At 65.2% G+C, this 20,865-nt stretch carries 23 protein-coding genes; 17 read left to right on the top strand and 6 right to left on the bottom strand.

Features of this window, described 5'->3' with window-relative positions; genetic code table 11:
* Window positions 1-51 precede the first annotated feature (51 nt).
* Complete coding sequence (locus AC50YA_RS06745) at window positions 52-624, top strand: hypothetical protein (RefSeq protein ID WP_494981536.1); 573 nt, start codon at window positions 52-54, stop codon at window positions 622-624.
* A gap of 274 nt (window positions 625-898) precedes the next feature.
* Here AC50YA_RS06745 and AC50YA_RS06740 read toward each other — a convergent pair whose 3' ends face one another.
* Window positions 899-1,744: a metallophosphoesterase family protein gene (locus AC50YA_RS06740; RefSeq protein WP_494981535.1), complete on the bottom strand. Its 846-nt coding sequence runs from the start codon at window positions 1,742-1,744 to the stop codon at window positions 899-901.
* 331 nt (window positions 1,745-2,075) lie between these two features.
* On the opposite strand from AC50YA_RS06740, the gene AC50YA_RS06735 reads away from it, so the two are divergent.
* Window positions 2,076-2,633: a dihydrofolate reductase family protein gene (locus AC50YA_RS06735; RefSeq protein ID WP_494981534.1), complete on the top strand. Its 558-nt coding sequence runs from the start codon at window positions 2,076-2,078 to the stop codon at window positions 2,631-2,633.
* A 16-nt stretch (window positions 2,634-2,649) separates the two neighbouring features.
* A complete protein-coding gene (locus AC50YA_RS06730) occupies window positions 2,650-3,306 on the top strand; it encodes an SDR family oxidoreductase (protein ID WP_494981533.1) in 657 nt (218 codons plus the stop codon).
* Between the two features lie 114 nt (window positions 3,307-3,420).
* Here the strand turns inward: AC50YA_RS06730 and AC50YA_RS06725 are convergent, their stop codons facing one another.
* Window positions 3,421-4,623, bottom strand: a complete 1,203-nt coding sequence (locus AC50YA_RS06725; protein WP_494981532.1) for an ROK family transcriptional regulator — start codon at window positions 4,621-4,623, stop codon at window positions 3,421-3,423.
* A 129-nt stretch (window positions 4,624-4,752) separates the two neighbouring features.
* Between AC50YA_RS06725 and AC50YA_RS06720 the strand changes: the two genes are divergently transcribed.
* From AC50YA_RS06720 to AC50YA_RS06700, 5 genes are read left to right on the top strand one after another with little or no spacing between them, the layout of a single operon-like run.
* The gene (locus AC50YA_RS06720; protein WP_494981531.1) at window positions 4,753-6,147 is read left to right on the top strand and encodes an ABC transporter substrate-binding protein; all 1,395 of its coding nucleotides are present in this window, start codon (window positions 4,753-4,755) and stop codon (window positions 6,145-6,147) included.
* Window positions 6,148-6,173: 26 nt separating this feature from the next.
* Window positions 6,174-7,112: a carbohydrate ABC transporter permease gene (locus tag AC50YA_RS06715; protein ID WP_494981530.1), complete on the top strand. Its 939-nt coding sequence runs from the start codon at window positions 6,174-6,176 to the stop codon at window positions 7,110-7,112.
* Window positions 7,112-8,035 (top strand): carbohydrate ABC transporter permease, encoded by a 924-nt coding sequence (locus AC50YA_RS06710; RefSeq protein WP_494981529.1) that lies wholly within the window; start codon window positions 7,112-7,114, stop codon window positions 8,033-8,035. The genes AC50YA_RS06715 and AC50YA_RS06710 overlap by 1 nt, the downstream gene beginning before the upstream one ends.
* Before the next feature lie 53 nt (window positions 8,036-8,088).
* Window positions 8,089-9,801, top strand: a complete 1,713-nt coding sequence (locus AC50YA_RS06705; RefSeq protein WP_494981528.1) for a glycoside hydrolase family 13 protein — start codon at window positions 8,089-8,091, stop codon at window positions 9,799-9,801.
* Complete coding sequence (locus AC50YA_RS06700; protein ID WP_494981527.1) at window positions 9,801-10,742, top strand: aldo/keto reductase; 942 nt, start codon at window positions 9,801-9,803, stop codon at window positions 10,740-10,742. Before AC50YA_RS06705 ends, AC50YA_RS06700 begins: the two co-directional genes overlap by 1 nt.
* Before the next feature lie 6 nt (window positions 10,743-10,748).
* Here the strand turns inward: AC50YA_RS06700 and AC50YA_RS06695 are convergent, their stop codons facing one another.
* Together AC50YA_RS06695 and AC50YA_RS06690 are read right to left on the bottom strand one after the other, a co-directional pair.
* A complete protein-coding gene (locus AC50YA_RS06695; protein WP_494981526.1) occupies window positions 10,749-11,099 on the bottom strand; it encodes an ArsR/SmtB family transcription factor in 351 nt (116 codons plus the stop codon).
* A gap of 76 nt (window positions 11,100-11,175) precedes the next feature.
* Complete coding sequence (locus AC50YA_RS06690) at window positions 11,176-11,916, bottom strand: aquaporin (RefSeq protein ID WP_494981525.1); 741 nt, start codon at window positions 11,914-11,916, stop codon at window positions 11,176-11,178.
* A gap of 45 nt (window positions 11,917-11,961) precedes the next feature.
* Here AC50YA_RS06690 and AC50YA_RS06685 point away from each other — a divergent pair, with 45 nt between their 5' ends.
* The 8 genes from AC50YA_RS06685 (at window position 11,962) to AC50YA_RS06650 (ending at window position 18,231) form a co-directional block, all read left to right on the top strand.
* Window positions 11,962-12,636: a metalloregulator ArsR/SmtB family transcription factor gene (locus AC50YA_RS06685; protein WP_494981524.1), complete on the top strand. Its 675-nt coding sequence runs from the start codon at window positions 11,962-11,964 to the stop codon at window positions 12,634-12,636.
* 161 nt (window positions 12,637-12,797) lie between these two features.
* Window positions 12,798-13,220: an arsenate reductase ArsC gene (locus AC50YA_RS06680; protein WP_494981523.1), complete on the top strand. Its 423-nt coding sequence runs from the start codon at window positions 12,798-12,800 to the stop codon at window positions 13,218-13,220.
* Window positions 13,221-13,260: 40 nt separating this feature from the next.
* Window positions 13,261-14,250, top strand: coding sequence for a thioredoxin-disulfide reductase (trxB, locus tag AC50YA_RS06675; RefSeq protein ID WP_494981522.1), 990 nt, complete (start codon window positions 13,261-13,263; stop codon window positions 14,248-14,250).
* A 42-nt stretch (window positions 14,251-14,292) separates the two neighbouring features.
* Window positions 14,293-15,681 (top strand): FAD-dependent oxidoreductase, encoded by a 1,389-nt coding sequence (locus AC50YA_RS06670; protein WP_494981521.1) that lies wholly within the window; start codon window positions 14,293-14,295, stop codon window positions 15,679-15,681.
* Between the two features lie 52 nt (window positions 15,682-15,733).
* Complete coding sequence (locus tag AC50YA_RS06665) at window positions 15,734-16,405, top strand: arsenate reductase ArsC (RefSeq protein WP_494981520.1); 672 nt, start codon at window positions 15,734-15,736, stop codon at window positions 16,403-16,405.
* Complete coding sequence (locus tag AC50YA_RS06660; RefSeq protein WP_494981519.1) at window positions 16,402-16,824, top strand: arsenate-mycothiol transferase ArsC; 423 nt, start codon at window positions 16,402-16,404, stop codon at window positions 16,822-16,824. Before AC50YA_RS06665 ends, AC50YA_RS06660 begins: the two co-directional genes overlap by 4 nt.
* Window positions 16,825-16,915: 91 nt before the next feature.
* Window positions 16,916-17,779: an HpcH/HpaI aldolase/citrate lyase family protein gene (locus AC50YA_RS06655; RefSeq protein WP_494981518.1), complete on the top strand. Its 864-nt coding sequence runs from the start codon at window positions 16,916-16,918 to the stop codon at window positions 17,777-17,779.
* A 227-nt stretch (window positions 17,780-18,006) separates the two neighbouring features.
* Window positions 18,007-18,231: a DUF3188 domain-containing protein gene (locus tag AC50YA_RS06650; RefSeq protein ID WP_494981517.1), complete on the top strand. Its 225-nt coding sequence runs from the start codon at window positions 18,007-18,009 to the stop codon at window positions 18,229-18,231.
* Here AC50YA_RS06650 and AC50YA_RS06645 read toward each other — a convergent pair.
* Window positions 18,221-19,882, bottom strand: a complete 1,662-nt coding sequence (locus AC50YA_RS06645; protein ID WP_494981516.1) for a SulP family inorganic anion transporter — start codon at window positions 19,880-19,882, stop codon at window positions 18,221-18,223. The genes AC50YA_RS06650 and AC50YA_RS06645 overlap by 11 nt on opposite strands.
* Window positions 19,879-20,256, bottom strand: a complete 378-nt coding sequence (locus AC50YA_RS06640) for an ArsR/SmtB family transcription factor (protein WP_494981615.1) — start codon at window positions 20,254-20,256, stop codon at window positions 19,879-19,881. The genes AC50YA_RS06645 and AC50YA_RS06640 overlap by 4 nt, the downstream gene beginning before the upstream one ends.
* 146 nt (window positions 20,257-20,402) lie before the next feature.
* On the opposite strand from AC50YA_RS06640, the gene AC50YA_RS06635 reads away from it, so the two are divergent.
* Entirely contained in the window at window positions 20,403-20,864 is a 462-nt protein-coding gene (locus tag AC50YA_RS06635; RefSeq protein ID WP_494981515.1) for an FAS1-like dehydratase domain-containing protein, read from the top strand.
* The last annotated feature ends 1 nt before the right edge of the window (window position 20,865 follow it).

Below are 20,865 nucleotides of genomic sequence, written 5' to 3'. Positions count from 1 at the left end.
TCCACCGGCCCCAGAACCGGCACCGCCCCCTGAACCGTCGCCGGCGCTGTGGTGTTGGCGGCATCCAGGGCTGCGGAAGCCGCAGGTGGTGCCCCCGGAACGGAACCCGCCCCGGAGTCGGTCCCGGTTGCCGAGGCATCGTCGCCGGCGGCCTTGCTGGCTGGTCCGGCCGCGTTGATTGCTCGCCGCGGGTCCTGTCCACAGCATCCGCGGCGAGCAGCTGCGGTAGTCGACCCGGCGGGAGAGCTCCTCTACGAGATCCGCGAAATCCGCAGCATCACCGAATCCGGCCAACGCCAGCTCATCAGGCATGCCCTCAACCGCGGCTTCAGCCAGAGCCAGGCACTGCAGCAGGTCCTCAGCCGCCCCGCCCTTGAAGGCAGTATGCCCGTCGCTGACAGGCCTGCGGATGGCAGAAAAGCCGGCGGCAGCACCGCCGTCGGACTTTGTGCTGCCGAAAGCAGCCGCAGCGTGCTGGCTCGGCTCAAACCGGAGCTTGTGCCTGGGGTGACAAACCCGCCGGCGGCAGCACCGGCGTCGCAATTTATGCTGCCGAAGGCGGCTGAGGCTTCCGAGGCTCCAAGCGAACCGGATGTAACCCCGCCGCCGTCGGACGCAGGGTGATCTGCAGGCGTGGAAATGGGAACGCCACGGAGCCCGCGGCTCCGCAGCAGGGCAGCGGCAACGGCAACGGGCCATAAAAATTCCATTCACCGCCTCAGACGGTTGGTAGTCGTTCAGTTGCAACATGCGCGAGGATGTTGCCTGCCCACACTGTGGTAACTACGCCTATGAGGATGGTGGCCGCACGGTCGCTTAGCACGGTCCCTCGATGCGCATGCGGTCTCCCAACTTTGATGGTGCCCCTGGGTCTGGGAGGGCTTGGCGGTGGCTTTTACTACGGTGCGGAACGCGTACCCGCGTCCGTGCTCGTCCCCACTGTTGGAACGAAGTTCCAGTCGAAAGACCCGTCGTCTCGTAGTGTCATCCGAAGGAACCCGTGGGTGTCGCTGAACCGCTTCACGATGTACGGCGGACTGCTAGTGAAGGGGCGGAGACCGATGCCTCCCGTGGAAACCTGGAATGCTGTCATCCCGTCACTGACGCACTGGTCAGCGTTGTTCACCGGACATGACCTTTCGTAGTTGTGTTGTGATGCTGACAGGGTCAGACGGACCCGGTGCTTCCACATCACGTCGATCCACGGCTTGTGGTCAAAGGCCCGCTCGTGTTCGCTCGTGTTCGACGTGAAGTACGGTTCGTGGTACACGACTGCCAGGTGCTTACCCGCCGCCTTAGCAGCAGCGAGGTCCTTGTCCAGCCACCTCGTCAACGCCCGAGCCCGCGTGGGGTTGTACAGCCAGTGCGCGGACGACAGGAACGCGAAGTGCCAGTTCCCGAAGTCCTTCGAGTACGGTTCCCCGTTCCCGATTAACCCACGCTGCTGGTTGATCGCAGCCTTTTCCGGAGACCCCGGGCATTGGCCATTCATGAAGTTGTCGAGGTCTTCGTTGCGGCCGGGTTGCCAGTCGTGGTTGGGGGCGGACACCCAGTACAACTTGGGCATCGTCCCTCCCCACAGCGGCGTCCAGTAGTTCACGTAGTCATCGCAGTACGCGGTGTCGTACTGGAAGTCCCCGAGCCCTAGGAACGCATCAATCTCGTTGTTCTGCACGAGCCGCGTGATCGCCGCAGCGTTCCGACCGGACGGGCTATCAGGCTCAGAGGTCTTGACGCCGTTCATGTCACCGACAGCAGCGATCCGAACATCACCCGCAGGGGACCTGGACTCGCGCGGCTCCGGAGCGCTGGTGCAACCCGCGATAGAGACCGCCAGAAGGGCTGCGGCGGTTGTGGCCACACTCCGGAAGGATCTGAGGCGAGGGAGTGCTGACTGCATCCGATAACCCTTCGAGAAAGCCGGACCGCAGGTCGGCTCCCGAGAGACAGCCAGGCGCACGGCACCTTTGATATTCCTTAGGCCTGGACTGGCTGTCAAGGGGGCGCTTCGCTACGGGACGCGCGTTAACGCCGAAGTCTACCCAACGGCGGGCGACGGCGGCAGAATGGGCGACATGGGCCAGCTCATCTACTCAGGAATCGCGTCCCTGGACGGGTACGTAGCAGACCGGGACGGCAACTTCAGCTGGAGCGAGCCGGACGAGGACGTCCACACGTTCGTCAACGATCTCGAACGCGACGTCGGCACCTATCTCTATGGCCGACGCATGTACCAAGTCATGTCCGCCTGGGAAACGCTCGGCGGCAGCGGGGAACCGGACTTCATCCGGGACTACGCGCGCATCTGGCAAGGGGCAGACAAGGTTGTCTACTCCACCACGCTCACCGGTGCGTCCACTGCCAAAACCAGGATTGAGCGGACCTTTGATCCTGGCGCTGTCCGGGAACTGAAGGACACCACCGATACGAACATCAGTATCGGCGGCCCCACCCTGGCCGCCGCCGCGCTCCAGGCGGGACTGGTGGACGAATGCCAGTTGTTCCTGAACCCGGTTGCGGTCGGAGGGGGCCTGCGCTTCCTGCCGGACGGCCAGAATCTGAAGCTTGAACTCCTCGAAGAGCACAGGTTCGGCAACGGCGTGGTCTACCTTCGCTACCGCACCCGTGAATGAGGGGCAGAATGGGGGCATGACCCGCATCGCTATCATCGGCGGCCACGGCAAAGTGGCCCTCCACCTGTCCTCGCTCCTCACAACCGAAGGTCACAGCGTCACGTCGATCATCCGCAATCCGGACCATGCGGCCGATGTCGCTGCAACCGGAGCTACGCCGTCGGTCCTGGACGTTGAGAATTCGACGACGGCGGCAATCGCCGACGCACTCAGGGGCCATGACGCCGTGGTCTGGTCGGCGGGGGCCGGGGGAGGGAGCCCGGAACGCACCTATGCGGTGGACCGGGACGCGGCCATCCGGTCGATGGACGCGGCGGCGGAGGCCGGCGTCGGGCGGTACATCATGGTGTCCTACCTGGGCGCCGGACCGGACCATGGAGTCCCGGCGGACAACAGCTTCTTTGCCTACGCAGACGCCAAAGCAGCGGCGGATCAATACCTGCGTGGCACCGCACTGGCCTGGACCGTCCTGGGCCCGGGGACGCTGACGGACCAGCCGGGGACAGGGCTAATCGAAGTGGACCCCGGCCGGGAAGGCAGTGGGGCAACCTCCCGCAGCAACACGGCCAGTGTGGCAGCAGCCGTGCTGGACCTGCCCGAAACTGCCGGCCGGACCATCGAATTCCGCGACGGTACGCTGCCCATTGCCGCGGCACTGGAGCCGAGGCCGTAGCCAAAGGGGACCTGGCCGCGGTGCTGGCCCGCAATGAACCTGCCATGGACCCTGAAGCGGCGGACAGGGTGTTGCGCCAGCTGGACCTGCGGACCATGATCATGCCGGAATAGCCTACGCCGGAACCGCGAGCTCCAGGTCCAGGGTGTTCTTCTCCACGTAGTCGAGGGCGCACCGCACGGCTCCCACGGTTACGATCGAATCCCCCAACGGTGAGACCGCCACCCGCGGGGGAGTGACGGTGTACTCCGTCAGGTGCCTGGCGATCGGCTCGAGCAGCACACCGGCGGAGTTCGCTACTGCCCCGCCGATGACCACGAGTTCGGGGTTGATCATGGTGGCGACGGCCCCGATAACCCTGGCCATCCTGTCGGCCAGTCGTTCAAGGATCTTCAGCGCCACGGCATCGCCGTCAGCGGCGGCTGCGAAGACGTGCTCTGCTTCGGCGCCACTGGCGGCGTAGTCCCGGAGCGACGTCTTGGCCTTGCCCGCGAGCGCATCTGCAGCCCATCCCCTGGCCAGTGCGGCGATACCGTAGGTATCTCCCACTCCCTCCAACATGTCGAGGAAGGCGAGCTCGCCGGCGCCTCCGCCGCGGCCGTGCAGCAGCCGTCCGCCGTCGATCACGCCCGAACCGAGGCGCTCACTAGCGAGGATGACCACGACGTCGTCCACGCCTGCAGCGGCGCCCCGCCAGCGGTCGCCCAGGGCGGCCAGGTTCGCATCGTTTTCCAGCAGCACCGTCCAACCCCGCCGGTCCCGCAGTGCAGACTTCAGGCCGACGTCGAACAGTCCCCAGAAGTGCTGCGTCACCAACACAACGCCGTTACGGTCCACCGGCGCCGCAATGCCGGCGCAGACCGCCAGAACGGAATCGGGGGCGGCTCCCACGCTGTGGAGGGCCATCATGGCGGTGCGGTCAATCACGGCGATACGTTCCTCGGCCGGGATGTCCGCTTCCGCGAATGGTTGGCTGGACCTGCCGAGTGCCTTTCCGCGAAGGTCGGACACCACGACGGTGGCCTTGGAGACACCTACGTCCATGCCCAAAACGTAGCCTGCGCGTTCGTTGAGCTCGAACCGCCGTGCCGGCCTGCCTTTCTGGTAGCCGCCGAATGCCCGCTGGTTTTCCAGCTCCCGGATCCAGCCTCGGTGCATGAGGTCCTCGCACACTGATATGGCCGTGGCCCGTGTCAGTCCGGTGGCTTCCATGACTTCGGTGACCGTCACGGCCTCAGAAGCACGCATGAAATCCAGGACGGCTCCGGCACTCACGCGCCTGAGCAACTGGGGCGTTGCGACGGAAATTTCAGACATGGTGTTGACCTCCCTGTGTTCCACACCACATAATACTTGAGAAACTAAATTTAGATTCTAAATAAACAATTGCAGGGTGGGTCGGACGGCCGCCGACCACCGGCCTTCTCCAAGTCCTTCATTCAGCCTTTGCAAAGGAGCAACCGTGAACCGCATCCCGAAGCACTGCCCGCCCTCACCGCCGTCCTCTCCCCGCCACTCCCGTACGTCGGCCCCCGCCCTGTGAACGGCGCTGTGGCTGCAACACTGCCCAGCAGGCGCTCGCTGTTCCGGGCGACCGGCCTGGCCGGAGCAGCCGCCTTCCTTCCCCTCACCGGCTGCGCCGCCAGCGCAGGGCAGCAGACCGGCGTCACCACCCTGCGGTTTATGCAGAACAAGCCTGAGGTGGTGGACTACTTCAACCAGGTGATCAAGGACTTCGAAGCACTGAACCCGGATATCCGGGTCATCCAGGACTTCAATGAGGGCAACTTCGTCCCCGCCCTGGTCCGCAACGATCCGCCCGACGTCGTGACCCGGGGATTCGCGACCGAAACGGCTGAGTTCGTCCGGAAGGGGATCTTCGCCGACCTGTCCAGCCTTCCCGTGGCCAAGACCATCGATACGAAGTTCCAGGACCTCATCAGTTCCTGGGGACAATACAACGGGAACGAAACCAGCGCCCTGCCGTTTTCCATTGCCGCGGCCGGGGTCATCTACAACCGGGACATCTTCGCAGCCCACGGTGTGGCTGTTCCAACCACGTGGGACGCTTTCATAGCCGCGTGTGAGACCTTCAAGGCAGCAGGCATCACACCGATCTACGGGACGTTCAAGGACGCCTGGACCCTCCGCCAGGGTGCCTTCGACTACGTCACCGGCGGAATGCTGGACGTCGGTGGGTTCTTCAAGGACCTTATGGCCAAGGGGGCCAACATCTCGCAGTCCGCCCCCGAGTCATTCAGCAATCACTACCGCTCCTCGCTGCCGAAAATCCTGCAGCTTGCATCGTTTTCGCAGAACGGGGCGGCCAGCAAGAACTACTCTGACGGAAATGCGGCATTCGGCAAGGGCCAGGCCGCCATGTACCTGCAGGGGCCGTGGGCGCTCTCCCAGCTTGTGCAAGCCAACAAGGACATCAAGCTGGGCACTTTTCCGCTGCCGGTCACCAACGACCCGGACCAGACCAAGGTGCGCGTCAACGTGGACATGGCACTTTCCATCACCCGGAACACGCGCAAAAGGGCCGCTGCGGAGAGGTTCCTCAACTACCTCCTGGAACCGTCTGTGGTCAACACGTACAACGAGAAGAATGCAGCCTTCTCGCCGCTGATAGGCGCCCCTGCCGTGAGCAACCCCCATCTCAGCGGTGTTGCCGCCCACGTGGGCGAAGGCCGCTTTTACCAGGGCGCCGGAACGTACTTTCCGCCGTCGGTCCCCATGAACAACTACATCCAGTCCTTCGTCTTCAACAAGAACGGTGAACAGTTCCTGACTACCGTCGACGACGAATGGCGCCGCGTCGCCGAGCGGACAGCGGTCTGATGCCCACCCCGATCCCAGGAGCCCCCATGACCGCAACCGCCCTGGCGGCCGAGACAACCCCGTCCCCGCACAAGGACCCCGCCCCCGCGCTCGCCGTTCCGTCCAAGCGCCGGATCGACCCCACCTACTACTGGATGGTGGTGCCCGTCCTGGCACTCTTCGCCTTCTTCATCACCCTGCCAGCGCTGGTTGGTGTGTTCTTCAGCCTCACCAACTACGCAGGCTACGGCGACTGGAAGTTCATCGGCCTGTCCAACTACGTCAACATCTTTAAGGACCCGGCTGTCCTGCAGTCGTACATCTTCACATTCGTCTTTGCCCTGACCACCACTGTGGTCGTCAATGTCGTGGCACTGGCCATCGCCCTTGGCCTCAACGCGAAGATCAAGTGGCGCACTGGAATCCGCACGGTGTTCTTCATCCCCATGGTGCTGTCCGCGCTGGTTGTGTCCTTCGTGTTCAACTACCTGTTCTCGAACACCCTTCCGGTGCTGGCCGAGCGGTTCGGCGTCACCCCATTGGCCACGAGCATCCTGGCCAACGAAAACCTAGCCTGGCTGGCCATTGTGCTGGTCACGGTGTGGCAGGCTGCGCCCGGCGCCACCATCATCTACCTCGCCGGGCTCCAGAGCGTGCCCGGCGAAGTCTACGAAGCCGCGGACCTGGATGGGGCGGGCAGCTTCCGCCAGTTCCTCAGCCTCACGCTGCCCCTCATTCTCGGCTACCTGGTCATCAACGTGATCCTCGGGTTCAAGGGATTCCTTGGGACCTACGAGATCATCGTGGGCCTCACCGGCGGCGGACCCGGCATGGCGACGCAGTCAGTGGCGATGCGCATCTTCTCCGGCTTCACCGGCGGGGACTACTCCTACCAGATGGCCAACGCGGTCATCTACTTCCTGATCACTTTGCTGATCTCCGTCATCCAACTGCGCCTCATCCAGCGCCGGGGGGTATCCCTGTAATGACCTCATCAACTGTTCCCGAGACCTTGGCCGGAAACGAGGCCGCAGGCAGGCCCGCTGTCGGCAACGCCCCGTCCCCCAGAAAACGCAGGCCCAATCGCGAAGGCTTCAAGGTTAACTGGTGGCTCACCGCACTTATGCTGGTGGCCTCGCTGACCGTCGTGCTGCCGCTGTACTTCACCGTGGCCATGGCGCTGAAGTCACCGGACCAGATCGGCACCGGGACCGGGCTTGCCTGGCCGAACCCGCTGAACTGGGAGAACTTCGCGGCAGCATATGTGGCGACGAACTTCCCCCGGGCCTTCATGTCCACGGCTTTCGTCACCGTCTTCAGCGTGCTGGGCTCGCTGGCCTGCAGCTCGCTGGTTGCGTACGCCATCGCGCGGAACTGGAACCACCGATTCTTCCGCGGCTCCTTTGTGTACCTTCTGTCCGCCATGTTCATTCCGTTCCCGGTGATCATCCTGCCGCTGATCAAGCAGACGGCATTGCTCGGCCTGGACAACCCGGCCGGCGTCGTCTTCCTGCACGTGCTGGGCGGAATCTCGTTCAACGCACTGCTGTACATCGCATTCGTCCGCTCCATACCTGTGGAGCTGGAGGAATCGGCCCGGATAGACGGCGCCACCACGTGGCAGGTGTTCCGCAAGATCATCTTCCCGCTGCTGGCTCCCATGAACGCCACGGTGGGCATCTTCGCCTTCCTGGGCGCGTGGAACGACTTCCTGCTGCCGCAGATGATGATCGCGGACCCGGCGCTGCAGACCCTCCCCGTGGTCCAGATGCTGTTCCAGGGCGAATTCAACACCAACTACAGCCTCGCGTTCGCGTCCTACCTGATGGCCATGGCACCCACCCTGGTGGTTTACATCCTGGCCCAACGTTGGGTACTGTCCGGAGTCATGCGCGGGGCCGTTAAATAGCCAGATCAATCCACCCAGCAACAACAATCCAACAAAGAGAAAAGGATCATCCTTTGCCCACCACCGCCACTCTGGCAACCCTGTCCGACTCTGACCGCTTGAGCGATCCCAACTGGTGGCGCCAGGCCGCGGTCTACCAGATCTATCCGCGCAGCTTCGCCGATTCAAGCGGTGACGGCATGGGTGACATCAAAGGCATCACGGCCAAGGTCCCGTACCTCAAGGAACTGGGGATCGACGCCGTATGGCTCAGCCCGTTCTACCCGTCAGCCCTGGCCGACGGAGGCTACGATGTGGACGACTACCGCGACGTGGACCCCAAGCTCGGCACGCTGGCAGATTTCGACGAGATGGCCGCGGCACTGCACGCCGCCGGCATCAAGCTGATCGCCGACATCGTCCCCAACCACTCCTCGAACCGGCACGAATGGTTCAAGGAGGCGCTCGCCTCACCGAAGGGTTCCGCCGCGCGTGAGCGCTACATCTTCCGTGACGGCAAAGGACTCAACGGCGAATTCCCGCCGTCGGACTGGGACTCCGTCTTCGGCGGCCCTGCCTGGGAGCGCATCACCGAACCTGACGGAACGCCGGGCCAGTGGTACATGCACATCTTCGCGAAGGAGCAGCCGGACCTGAACTGGGCCAGCCGGGAGGTCCGCGATGACTTCCTCAAGACCCTGCGCTTCTGGTCCGACCGCGGCGTGGACGGCTTCCGCGTGGACGTGGCCCACGCCCTCACCAAGGACCTCACCGAACCGCTCCTCTCCAAGCTGGAACTGACGGCGGCCAACACCGGTACCGACGGGTTCGACGACGGCTCGCACCCGTTCTGGGACCGCGACGACGTGCACGACATCTACGTCGAATGGCGCGAGGTGTTCAACGAATACAACCCGCCGCGCACCGCCGTGGCTGAAGCATGGGTCCATGCCACCCGCCGCGCCCGCTACGCCAGCCCGGAGGGCCTCGGCCAGGCCTTCAACTTCGACCTGCTCCAGGCCGACTTCAATGCCGAGGATTTCCGCGCAATCATCACCCGCAACCTCGCCGAGGCCGCCGCCACCGGTGCGTCCTCCACCTGGGTTTTCTCCAACCACGACGTCGTCCGGCACGCCACACGCTACGGCCTGCCGAAGACGTCCGCGGGCAAGAAGCACGCCAAGGGCCAGGACGGGAAGGACTGGCTGCTGGCCGGCGGCCCCAAGGAGGAACTGGACGTGGAGCTCGGCGAGCGCCGTGCCCGCGCCGCCACCCTGCTCATGCTGGCTGTGCCCGGTTCCGCCTACCTGTACCAGGGCGAGGAACTGGGCCTTCAGGAAGTGGCAGAGATTCCGGACTCCGAGCGCCAGGACCCCGCGTTCTTCCGGAACAAGGGCGTTGAAGTGGGCCGCGACGGCTGCCGCGTGCCCCTACCGTGGAAGGTCGAGGGAACCTCGTTCGGTTTCGGCGAAGGCGGAGCGCACCTGCCTCAGCCGGATTGGTTCAGCAAGTACGCGGTGGAGGCACAGGACGGGACCGAAAACTCCACCCTGGAGCTGTACCGCACGGCCCTGAAGCTGCGCCGCGAACTGCAGGCCAACGAGGAGCTGGAATGGGTGGAGACCGGTACCCCTGACGTCCTGCACTTCCGCCGCTCAGGCGGCTGGCAGTCCGTCACCAACTTCGGGGACACCGCCGTCGAACTGCCGGCAGGAACTGTCCTGGTTAGCAGCTCCCCGCTGGAGGACGGCGAACTGGGTGCCAACAGCACCGTATGGCTGCGCTGATGCAGGAACTCATTTACGGCTGCATGGGCCTGGGCGGCAGCTGGACCGACGAGCCGCACGGAACCGACCATGTGGACGAGGCCGCCGCCGCCGTCGAGGCCGCGCTGGACGCAGGCATCACGCTGTTCGACCACGCGGACATCTACCGCAGCGGCAAGTCAGAAGCGGTGTTCGGCGAAGTCCTCTCGGCAACGCCCGGGCTGCGTGACCGGGTCCGGCTGCAGACCAAGTGCGGGATCCGGCTCAACGAACGCGGGCTGGCCACGCACTATGACCTCAGCCGGGAATCCATCTTGGAACGGGTCGACGGCAGCCTGAAGAGGCTGCAGACGGACTTTGTGGACGTGCTCCTGCTGCACCGCCCCGATCCGCTGACGGACGTTGCGGAGGTGGCGGCCGCCGTCGGGCAGTTGCTGGCCGAGGGCAAGGTGCGGGCGCTTGGCGTGTCCAACATGTCCGGCGCGCAGATCCAGGCCCTGCAGGATCGGCTGGAGGTGCCCGTGGTGGCCAACCAGCTGGAGATGAGCCTTCTGAAGCGCGCCTGGCTGGAGAGCACCGTCCTGGTGAACCATGCCGAGTCGCTGGACTACAGCTTTCCGCACGGGACGCTGGAATACTGCACGAGCAACGGCGTCACCCTCCAGGCCTATGGTGCGCTGGCCCGCGGGCTGTACACCGGTGCGGGTCCGGATGACCCGACGGCGGCGGAAGCTGCCACTGCAGTGCTGGTGGGGGAGCTGGCACGGGAGCACAACACCACCGGGGAGGCGGTCCTCCTGGGCTGGCTCATGAAGCACCCCGCGGGGATCGCGCCGGTGATCGGGACCGTGAATCCGGCAAGGATCGCTGCCTGCACGGACGCCGCACGGGTGGCAGAAGCCCTGACGCGGGCCGAGTGGTACGGGCTATGGGTTACTGCGCGGGGCAGCAACCTCCCCTGAGGGAGGTCAGAGGGTAGCCAGAAGCCCGGCCACGTCGTCAAGTGCACCCGGAACCAGGGAGTAATAGGCCCAGGTCCCGCGTTTTTCGCGGTGCAACAGACCTGAGTCCACCAGGATTTTCAGGTGGTGGGAGACCGTGGGCTGGCCCAGGTCCAGTGACGCTGTCAGGTCGCAGACGCAGGATTCGCCGGAGGACTCGGCCTTAACCATGGACAGCAGCCGCAGCCGGTTCGGGTCGGCCAGGGCTTTGAAGACCAGGGACTTCTGCTTGGCCTCATCCGCGCCCAGGGCGGGTTGTCCTGCCGGTGTACAGCAGGCTTCTTCCGTACTCGGCTCAAGGGTGGGGAGCGCGTTCATGTACCCATTATGCCTGAATATTGACCAGCATCAATGTATGGGGTGCGCGTTCCCGGCCCGTCGGTGCGGGCGACGCTTAGGAGCTGGTTTTCCCCAAGGTGTGCGGAAGAACGACGTCGTCCGCGGTTCGCGCGGCGGAGGGGAAGAGGATGACGAGGAGCCCCAGGCCTACTGCCGCTCCGATCAGCTGCGCCAGGACGAAGCCGGGAACGGAAGCAGGCGCGATGCCGGCGAACGTGTCACTGAACATGCGGCCGACGGTCACGCCCGGGTTCGCGAACGACGTCGATGACGTGAACCAGTAGGCGGCTCCGATGTAGGCGCCTACGGCCGGCGCGGCGAGCGCGCCCCGATTGGTGGCGGCGAGGGCGAAGATCAGCAGGACGAGTCCTGCGGTGGCGATGACTTCGCCCAGCAGGTGCCCCGTGGTGGCGCGGTCTTTGACCGAGATGGAGGTTCCCACCTCAAACATGGCGTTCGCGACGACGCTGCCGCCGATTGCACCAACTGTCTGGGCGGCCACGTAGGTGCCAAGCTCCCGCAGGGTCAGCCCGGTTCCGCTGCGCCGGCCCAGGACCCAGTCCACTAGCGAGACCACAGGATTGAAGTGCGCGCCGCTGACGGGGCCAAGCATGAGGATCAGTGCCGTCAAACCCAGGACGGTGGCGGTGCTGTTCTGGAGCAGTTGCAGGCCAACATCGTCGGGGGAGAGCTGCTGCGCGGCGATCCCGGAACCGACGACGATGGTTACGAGAAGGCTGGTGCCGATCAGTTCGGCGACGGCGCGGCGCCACAACGGCGGCTGGTTGGAAGTCATACCAACAGCTTGACTCAAGAAATTAACTCAGTCAAAATTGAACCAATGAGTACTGAGCCAGTTAAAGCCTTTCAGGCGCGGGTCGCAAAGCATGCCGCCCTCGCAGATCCTGCGCGGCTGCGCATTGTGGACCTGCTGACATTAGGCGACCTTTCCCCCACGGAACTGCAGGCCGAGCTCGGGATGCCGTCCAACCTGCTGTCCCACCATCTGCGCACGCTGGAAGGTGCGGGCCTGGCGACCCGTCGCCGCTCCGAGGCGGACAGGCGGCGCAGCTACGTCCGGCTCGCCCAAGGGGCGCTCGAGGGGCTGGCGCCGGGAGCTGAACACGGGGCCAGTCGCGTCCTTTTCGTCTGCACCCGGAACAGCGCCCGGTCACAGTTGGCCGCCGCACTCTGGACGCAGATCAGCAGCATCCCCTCTGCATCGGCGGGAACCCGCCCCGCGGACCGCATCGCCCAGGGCGCCGTCGATGTCGCCCGCCGCCACGGCGTCGAACTCGGAGACCTCTCCCCGCGCCGGCTGGACCAGGTGGCGCACGCTGAAGACTTTGTCGTGACCGTGTGCGATAACGCCCACGAGGAAATCCCCAACCCGGGAGGGATCCACTGGTCCGTTCCGGATCCACTGAGGCTGAATACGGAGGACGCCTTCGAGGGCGCCTTCACTGATATTTCCCACCGCATCGACGACCTCTCACCCCGCCTGCACGCCGCTTAACCCCGAGTAGTTAACCCCGGCTGATGCGAATATTGACAATCATCAATCTATTGTTCGATACTGCCTACATCGACAAGTATCAATATAAAGTCAGCAAGGCGGTGCCGGCACGGGGGCCTCAACCAGACCGTTCCACACCCAAATGATTCCAGGAGAAACCCGTGAGCACCGAAACCGCCAAGAAGCCCTCCGTCCTGTTCGTCTGCGTCCATAACGCCGGGCGTTCGCAGATGGCCGCCGCCTTCCTCACCACGCTTTCCAAGGGCGGGATCGAGGTCCGCTCCGCCGGTTCCCAGCCCGCCGACAAGGTGAACCCGGCCGCTGTCGAGGCGATGTCCGAGCTGGGCATCGACATGTCTGCCGAGATCCCCAAGGTCCTCACCACCGAGGCCGTCAAGGAGTCCGATGTCGTGATCACCATGGGCTGCGGCGACGAATGCCCGTACTTCCCGGGCAAGCGCTACGAGGACTGGGTCCTGGAGGATCCGGCCGGCCAGGGCGTGGGCGCCGTCCGCCCCATCCGCGACGAGATCAAGACCCGCATCGAAGGACTCATCGAGTCCCTGATCCCGGCCGCCAAGTAACCACACACCCGCGCATTTTCGAGCACCAGGAGAGAGCTTCGTGAGCACCGACGCCAGCACCGAACAGTTGATCATCATTGGGTCCGGCCCTGCCGGTTACACGGCTGCCATCTACGCCGCCCGCGCGGGGCTCAGCCCGCTGGTCCTGGCCGGATCGGTCACGGCAGGCGGCGCCTTGATGAACACCACCGAAGTGGAGAACTTCCCGGGCTTCCCGGGCGGTGTCCAAGGCCCCGAGCTCATGGACGGGCTGCAGGAGCAGGCGGAAAAATTTGGCGCACAGGTGAAGTTCGACGACGTCACTGAAGTCACGCTGACCGGTCACCTCAAGCGCGTGGTGACCGGAGCCGGCGACACTTACGAGGCTCCTGCCGTCATCCTCGCCACCGGCTCCGCCTACAAGGAACTGGGCTTGCCCGAAGAGAAGAAACTCAGCGGACACGGAGTGTCTTGGTGCGCCACCTGCGACGGCTTCTTCTTCCGCGAACAGGACATCATCGTGGTCGGCGGCGGCGACTCCGCCATGGAGGAAGCGACCTTCCTGACCCGCTTCGGAAAGTCCGTGACCGTCGTCGTCCGCAAGGGCGAGCTGCGCGCCTCCCGCATCATGGCCCAGCGGGCCAAGGACAACCCGAAAATCAGCTTCGCCTGGAACTCAGCCATCACCGCCATCCACGGCGATTCCAAAGTCACCGGCGTCACCCTCACCGACACCCGCACGGGCGAAACACGAGAACAGGCCGCCACCGGGATCTTCGTGGCCATCGGTCACCTGCCGCGCACGGAACTCGTGGCCGGGCAGGTCGATCTGGACGACGAGGGCTACATCAAAGTCGACTCGCCCACCACCGTCACCAACCTCACCGGCGTTTTCGCGTGCGGCGACGTGGTGGACCACCGCTACCGCCAGGCGATCACGGCCGCCGGCACCGGATGCGCCGCAGCCCTCGACGCCGAACGCTACCTCGCCGCCCTGGACGATGCTGACAGCATCGCCACGGCGCTGGTCGAAGAGCCGACCCACGCCTGAAATTCACACAACTGCCACCCACTACTCCTGAACGAGGACACGATGGATGCACGGAACGCCCTTCTTCCCATTGCCGTGATTGGCGCCGGACCGGTTGGCCTGGCCGCGGCCGCGCACTTGATCGAACGCGGCCTCGAGCCGCTGATCTTCGAATCCGGCCCGACGGCAGGATCCGCCGTCGAGCAATGGCGCCACATCCGGCTGTTCTCCCCGTGGCGGTTCAACATCGACGCCGCCGCCGTCCGCCTGCTCGAAGCCGACGGATGGGAATCACCCCGGCCCACGGCCCTTCCATACGGCGGGGAACTGATCGATAACTACCTGGCCCCGCTGGCCGCCCTCCCGGCTATCAGTACCCGGCTGCAGACAGGTTCCAGGGTCATCGCCGTGACCCGCGCCGGCATGGACAAGACCCACACCCGCAACCGCGCGACCACACCTTTTGTCGTCCGCGTCGAACACGCGGGCGGCGAGGTCCGGGACCACACAGTGGCAGCCGTCATTGACGCGTCCGGCACCTGGTCCACCCGCAACCCTCTAGGAACTTCCGGCCTGCCCGCCATCGGCGAGGACACGGCCGCTGACCGGATCTCCTCTCCGCTGCCGGACGTCACAGGACGGGACCGTGCCTCTTTCGCGGGCCGCCGCGTCCTGGTCGTGGGGGCCGGGCATTCGGCCGCGAACACCCTGATCAATCTGGCAGACCTCGCTAAGGACGAACCCGGGACGACCATCCGATGGGCCGTACGCGGAGCATCCGCCGACAAGGTCTACGGCGGCGGAGACGCCGACGGCCTGCCCGCCCGCGGCCAACTCGGATCCAGGCTCCGCCGACTCGTTGAGGCCGGAACCATCGAGCTGCAGACCGGCTTCGGGATTGCTTCTCTCAAAACTCTGGATTCCGGCGTAACCGTCGAAGCCGTCGACGGACGCACCGTGGACACCGACGTCATCATCCCGTGCACAGGCTTCCGGCCGGACCTGGACATCCTGCGCGAACTCCGACTCAACCTTGACCCCGCCGTCGAAGCACCAGTCGAGCTAGGCCCGCTGATCGACCCCGAATTCCACTCCTGCGGCACGGTCCAGCCGCACGGCGCCAAGATGCTCGCCCACCCCGAGAAGGACTTCTACATCGTCGGCATGAAGTCCTATGGCCGAGCCCCGACCTTCCTGCTGGCCACCGGCTACGAACAGGTCCGTTCTGTCGCCGCAGCCCTCGGCGGCGACCGCGAAGCCGCCGACACCGTCCACCTCGAACTGCCCGAAACCGGGGTCTGCTCGACAGACGGCGGCACCAGCTGCGATGTCCCCTCGGCCTCGACAGCAGACCTTGCCGGCTCGGCGGAGAGCGGCTGTTGCGCCGCACCGGAACCGGTCCTCGTTGGATTCCCTACAGGGCTGGCTCACGGTCGCTCCGCAGAACACTGACCACAACCCATCACGACACGCCGTTCCGGACGCACGCCAAAGGAGTACTGCCATGACCGAACATCAGGAAACGACGCTGGGGCTGCAGGACAACACTGCAATCCTGCACCGGATCAGCGACCGTCTCGCCGAGCGTTTCACCGGCATCTTCGCCGCCGAAACCGTCGAACGCTATGTCTTCGAGTCCTACACGGCCTTGGCCCGGACAGCGAAAATCAGCGCCTACCTGCCCGCCACCACCGAGCACTTCACCAACGACCGGCTGGCCGCCCTGGCCAAATCCAAAGGGTCCGTCGTCTCCGAGGTTCCCGAGGTCCTGTTCGTTTGCGTGCAGAACGCCGGCAGGTCACAGATGGCGGCCGCCCTGCTCAACATTGAAGCCAAAGGCAGGATCCGGGTCCGCTCGGCCGGCTCCATGCCGGCATCCGAACTGGATCCGACCGTTGTGACTGCGATGTCCGAAATGGGCTTGGACCTGGGCAAGGACTATCCGAAGCCGCTCACGGACGACGTCGTGCGGGCATCCGACGTCGTCATCACTATGGGCTGCGGGGACTCCTGCCCGATCTACCCCGGGAAACGCTACGAAGACTGGGACCTCACCGACCCCGCCGGACAATCCCTGGAGACCGTCAGGGTCATCCGCGACGAAATCCATGCGCGCATCAAAACCCTCGTCGGTTCCCTCCTGGCTACAGAACAGAAAGAAGACACCAACGCATGACCGAAAGCACCAAGACTCCCCGCATCCTGTTCGTTTGCAGCAAGAACGGCGGCAAGTCCCAACTGGCAGCCGGTCTCATGCGGGACCTCGCCGGGGACGCCGTCACCGTTTACTCTGCAGGCACCAAGCCGGGCAGCTCCCTGAACAACCAGGCCGTGGAATCCCTGAACGAGCTCGGCATCGACCTCACAGGCGAGCACCCCAAGCCGGTCACCGACGAGGTGCTCGACGCCGTCGACGTCGTTATCGTGCTGGGCACCGAAGCCAAACTGGAACCCCGCGAAGGCATCCGCTTCGAAACATGGGAAACCGACGAACCTTCCACGCGGGGCATCGAAGGCATGGAACGCATGCGCCTCGTCCGCGACGACATCAACACACGCGTCCGGAAGCTCTATGCAGAACTCACAGGCAACTGAGCCCTTCCGTGATCCGGTCGTATCTGTATTGTTCGGCACGTCCGGCACAATGGCTTAGCGCTGGCGGTGCCCGGGCAGATACGGTAGTAGCATGACGTCACCCACCGCCACCGAGACCTTACGCGCCAAGCGCAACATCCCAGCAGAAATCGCCCGTTCGTGGCTCCTGGTCAACGCCATGAAAACCGAACTGTTTGACCAGTCGGCTGTTTCGCGCGCTGACTCGATCATCCTCGACATCGAGGACGCCGTGGACCCGTCGCAAAAGGACGAGGCGCGCGGACACGTGATTGACTGGCTCAGCGGCGGCGGCCAGGCCTGGGTCCGCATCAACGATGCCACCAGCCCGTTCTGGGCCGATGACCTTGCAGGGCTGCGCGGTACCCCGGGACTGCTCGGCGTGATGCTCGCCAAGACCGAATCAGCTGACCAGGTGACCGAAAGCTTCCACCGGATGGACGGCAAGACGCCGGTCATTCCGCTCGTGGAATCTGCGCTCGGCATCGAGGAAGCCAACCACATCGCCAAGGCCCAGGGTGCCTTCCGCCTGGCCTTCGGCTCCGGCGACTTCCGCCGCGACACCGGCATGGCGGCCACGGCGGAGGCCATGGCCTATCCGCGCGCGAAACTGGTGGTTGCCAGCCGCGTCGGCAACCTGCCGGGCCCCATTGACGGCCCCACAGTGGGCACCAACCACCCCATCCTGCGCGAGCAGACAGGCATCACCGTGATGATGGGGATGACCGGCAAGCTGTGCCTGGCCATCGATCAGACGAACGTCATCAACGAAGTCATCAGCCCCACGCCGTCGGATGTCGCCTGGGCCACGGACTTTATGTCCGACTTCGAGGCCAACGGCCGTGTCATCCGCGACGGCTCCGACCTGCCCCGCCTGGGCCGTGCCGAAAAGATCATAAAGCTCGCGGTAGCGTTCGGCGTGCAGCCGGCGCTGTAGCGCCACCCGTACACGCAAACACAGGAGACCCCGCGACCGATACCCGCTATCCGGTTCACGGGGTCTTTGGGTTGGCGCGCCGGCGCAGTGCGTAGGGCACGACGGCGGCAGCCCGGTCCTGCGCCTCCAGTCACCGTCGGGGGACCTCCGCGAGGTCAGCCTCGAGCCAGGCGGCAGGCCGGCCGTGCAGGAACCGCTGTTCCGAACGTGCTCGGTAGACTGTCAGGGTGCTCAAAGAATTCTGGGAGTCAGCCCCCACCTCGTACAAAGTCCTGGTGTTCGGCGCCATGGGCCTCATCGCCGTCGGGATCATCCTGAACCTGGTGGGCAACAACACCAACAACAGTGGCCTCGCCATGGCGTCCCTTGCCGTCATCGGCCTGGGCCTGGTCCTGCACATCGCCGGGATTGTGGTTCGGGGCCAGACCATCCGGAAGAACCTCAAGCGTTAGCGGCAGCGTTCCGGAGCACGTGGCTGCGGGCGTGCTCCACAGCCTCGGGCAGGGACGTGAACAGGTGCTTGTGATGCCGCAGCGAGCGGATTACCCCGACGTTGGTCACGAGTTCGAGGTGTTGCGGCTGGACGCCCTTCAGCAGGACTGTCACGCCGCGCAGCTCCAGCGCCGAGATGACCTCCACCAGCGTGTGGGCCCCGGTGGCGTCGAGCATCCGCACCTGTGACAGCCGGATGATTGCCACCTGGATGTCCCGGACCTGGCTGATTTCCTGCAGGACGCGTTCCGCGGCGCCGAAGAACATGGCTCCGTCCAGCCTGAAGACCGCGATGTGCTCGTCCCCCTCCTCGCGGGGTCCCGGAATCTCCTCACGCTTCACGCCGCTGAGCGAGGCGAACTTCCTCAGCGTGAAGAGGGCCGCGGCGACAAGCCCGATCTCGATGGCCACGATCAGGTCGAAGGCCACGGTGATGAGCGCCGTCAGGACGAACACGAAGGCGTCGGCGCGGGTGGAGCGCATGATGGCGGTGACCGTGTGCCTTGAAACCATGCGGGTTGCCGTGACCATCAGGATCCCGGCCAGGACCGCCAGCGGGATCTTCCCGACCAGGCCGGCCGCCAGGTAGATGATGGCCAGCAGCACGAGCGCGTGAACAATCGCGGAGAGCCGGGTCTTGGCGCCGGAGCGTACGTTGACCGCGGTCCGGGCGATGGCTCCCGTGGCCGGCATGCCGCCGAAGAACCCCGCCGCAACGGACGCCAGTCCCTGCCCCATGAGCTCCCGGTCCGGGCTGTAAGCCCCGGAGGGCCTCCCGTCAGGGCCAACCATGCCGGCTGCCACCCGTGCGGACAGCAGGGACTCGATAGCGGCCAGCATCGCGATGGACACCGCGGGCATCAGCAGCCCGCCCAGCGCTGCCGGATCAAGGGACGGCATCGACGGCGCGGACAGGGAGTGCGGCAGGGCGCCGATCCGTGGAATGTCCAGCTGCAGCAGCTCGGCCGCCACGGTGGCCAGCAGCACTGCGACCAGGCTCGCGGGCAGGGCTTTGTTCAGCTTCGGGAGCAGGAGCATCACGGCGGCCACACCCACCACGACGCCGAGCGTCTGAAGAACGGCGGGCAAGGTGGCCTGGGAGGCGCTCTCGAAGGCGGCCAGCATTGTGTTGTGGCCCGGTATCCCCGCGGTGCCGGTGGCCATGGGGACCTGCTGGAGAAAGATGATCGCGGCGATGCCGAGCGTGAAGCCCTCCACCACCGGCCACGGGATGAAGGCCACCGCCCGGCCCAGCCCGCTGATGCCCAGGATGGCCACCAGCAGCCCTGCGATCAGGGAGACCAATGCGATGCTGCCGACGCCGTGCGTGGCGACCACCGGGGCCAGCACCACGACCATCGCGCCGGTGGGGCCGGAGACCTGGACGTGCGAGCCGCCCATGACCGCAGCCACCAGGCCGGCCACTACGGCGGTGATGAGTCCGGCTTCGGCGCCGACGCCCGAACTCACTCCGAAGGCCAGAGCCAGCGGCAAGGCCACAATCCCCACGGTGATGCCGGCCAGCAGATCCGTTTTCCAGGACGAGCGCAGCCCGTCATAGTCGCGGCGGGACGGCAGGAACCGGCTGAGATGCGCCAGGGCAGCACTCATGAATTTGAACCCTTCAGATGCTCGCTGGGCAGTCCCTGCGCGAGTTTGAGCTGTTCGTTGGAATCGGTCAGGCTGTCGAGGAGGAAGGTCCGGGCGATGGCCAGCAATTCGGCGATCTTCGGGTGAGCCAGCCGGTAGGTCACGGTGTTTGCGGAACGGACCGAGGTCACCACCCCGTGCCGGCGCAGGGTGGCGAGATGCTGGGAAAGGTGGGATGCCTCGAGGCCCGTCTCGAACAGCAGGTAGCTGACGGTGCCCGAGTTGTCCGGCGCCGCGGACAGCAGTTCGAGCACGCGGATCCGCGCCGGGTGGGCGAGGGCCTTGAACAGGTTTGCCTTGATCTCGTATAAGGGGGATTGCGCTGCCGAAATCATCGCTGCCTGTGCTTTCTCGTCACCGCCGAGCGGGGGAACGGCCATGAATTGATGAATTGATGAATTCATCATACCGTAATGGTAATCCTGTGCTGCCCTATGTCATCAGCGCGGGCGCCCGGACGCGTGACGCTAGGCTTGATTCCATGACTATCAATCCGGACCTGCAGGGCCGCAGCTACCCTGCCGCAGAGGTTTACGACGTCGGCCGCGAGAAGATCCGCGAGTTCGCCCGCGCGGTCAAGGCCACGCACCCAGCCCACTTCGACATCGAGGCCGCCAAGGCCCTGGGCCACAAAGACCTGGTGGCACCGCCCACGTTCGCCATCATCATCGCCCAGCGCGCCGATGCCCAGCTGATCGAGGATCCGGATGCCGGCATCGACTTCTCCCGAGTGGTCCACGCCGACCAGCGCTTCATCCACCACCGCCCCATCTTTGCCGGCGACCGCCTGGTTGCCGAACTGCACGTTGACGGTGTCCGTGCCATGGGCGGCGGCGCCATGATCACCACCCGCCAGGAGATTTTCGCCCTCGCAACAGACGATTCGCGCGAGGCAGTCGCCACCACCACGTCATCCATCCTCGTCCGCGGAGAGGGACAGTAAT

Source organism: Pseudarthrobacter sp. RHLT3-21 (genome assembly GCF_059383495.1).
Note: the sequence above shows the minus strand (reverse complement) of the source record. Positions and strands in the feature narration are given on the sequence as shown.